At 47.8% G+C, this 1,812-nt stretch carries 1 protein-coding gene; it reads right to left on the bottom strand.

Translation table 11 applies throughout. The annotated features are described in order from the left end of the window. Positions 1-250 precede the first annotated feature (250 nt). Positions 251-1,690 (bottom strand): phosphoglucosamine mutase, encoded by a 1,440-nt coding sequence (gene glmM / locus PX636_RS08530; RefSeq protein ID WP_288116754.1) that lies wholly within the window; start codon positions 1,688-1,690, stop codon positions 251-253. Positions 1,691-1,812 lie beyond the last annotated feature (122 nt).

The following is a 1,812-nucleotide window of genomic DNA, read 5'->3' as shown; positions in this document are numbered from 1 at the left end:
GTTAATGTCCCTTTCCGCAACACAATCAAGATGTCTTGTCTAACAACGCTTTACCAATAAAGCTTAGAGAGAATCCGAACTAGGGAAGTATTCGGAGGTCTGGGCCAGATTGTGTCTCGATGCGGTAGTCTCTACTTGCGTCGCCTAAATTGGTCTAGGCAAGCTCCGTCGCTTTTAGGGCGGGGTTAGTGACAATTATCCCTTGCTAGGCTAGGCTAAGGGCATTATAATCCCTGTCCCCCTCGATCGACTACAAAAGATAGCTTCGCACCGCTGCCACTAGCCTTTCTGTCCAAAAATTGGCTAATTCTAGGGTTTCTGCTTCCACCATCACCCGAATTAAGGGTTCTGTCCCGGAAGCGCGCACCAAAATTCTGCCTTTTTCTGCCATAGCTGTCTCAGCTTTGCGGATTTCTCGCCGCAAAGGTTCACATTGCTGCCAATTACGTCGCACTTCTCTATCTTCCACCCGCACATTGCGTAAAATCTGCGGATAGGTGACAAAGCTATGATCGACTAAGTTAGCCAAGGAAACCGCCGATTTCTGCACTAAAGCCGCTAAATGTAGGGCGGTTTGCATTCCATCCCCAGAAACCCCGTAATGATGGCAGAGGATATGACCAGATTGTTCACCCCCTAGCATGGCTCCAGTTTCCCACATTTGCGCCTGAACGTGCTGATCGCCCACGGCAGTCCGCAAGAATTGACCCCCCAGTTTTTGCCAAGCGCGTTCAAAACCTAAATTAGCCATCACCGTTGCTACTAATAACCCATCGGGTAGCTGTCCGGCTTCTAAGAGGGAACGACCCCAAAAATAGAGGATATAATCGCCATCTACTACTCTACCCTGACTATCCACGGCCAAGACTCGATCGGCATCGCCATCGAAGGCAAACCCTAAATCCGCTTGCTGATTAATCACCGCCGCCTGTAAGCTTTCTAAATGGGTAGAACCACAATTAACGTTAATGCGATCGCCATCGGCTCGATCGTGTAGGCAGATAACTTCCGCCCCCACGGTTTGGAATACTAAAGGTGCTAGGTTAACGGCTGCCCCCCAAGCTAGATCTAAAACTATTTTTAATCCCGATAGGTTAATATCCGTCCCGACGGAAGCAATCACAGCTTGATAGTATTTTTGGATTAATTCGGGACAAAAAGTCGCTTTTCCCCAATTTACTGAGTTATCCGCTAATTCTAAATTGCCTCTTAAACCCGCTTCTATCTGTCCGGCTAAAGTGCCGGATAATTTTAAACCGCTGCTGTCAAAAAATTTAATGCCGTTATCTTCGGGAGGATTATGACTGGCAGAAATCATGATCCCACCCATCGCTTCGCTTTCTCTGGTTAAATAGGCGACGCAGGGAGTGGGACATAATCCCAGTTGCCAGACTTCTATTCCCGCCCAAGTTAAACCCGCAGTGATAGCATTGGCTAACATATCACTGGAATTACGGGAATCTTGACCGATAATTACCGGTTTGGTGACACCAGCCTGATTTTTTAATACCTGTCCCGCCCAAAATCCGATTTGTAGCGCTAGGGGGGCAGTTAATAATTCTCCCACTTGGCCGCGAATTCCGTCCGTGCCAAACAGGGGGGATGGCGGTAATTCGATTAAACCCGTTAAGGATAACAGGGGATGCGATCGAGCTTTTTGCCCATTTTGATAAGATAGAGAAGCTACCATGGCCGATTCCATTCCTCACACGACACAATCAGAGGATAACATGATCACCGATTTTTTAAAATCAATGTTCCCAGTTGACCTAAATCCTCCTCCCAGGGTTCCTTACATAGGGTGTGGGGTGT

It is taken from the genome of Microcystis sp. M53598_WE2 (genome assembly GCF_030067735.1).
In the GTDB taxonomy this organism is placed as follows: Bacteria; Cyanobacteriota; Cyanobacteriia; order Cyanobacteriales; family Microcystaceae; genus Microcystis; species Microcystis aeruginosa.
Note: the sequence above shows the minus strand (reverse complement) of the source record. Positions and strands in the feature narration are given on the sequence as shown.

Bases quoted from the DNA above. Each gene is read 5' to 3' on its own strand.
- glmM (WP_288116754.1), bottom strand. From the start codon at position 1,690: ATGGTAGCTTCTCTATCTTATCAAAATGGGCAAAAAGCTCGATCGCAT.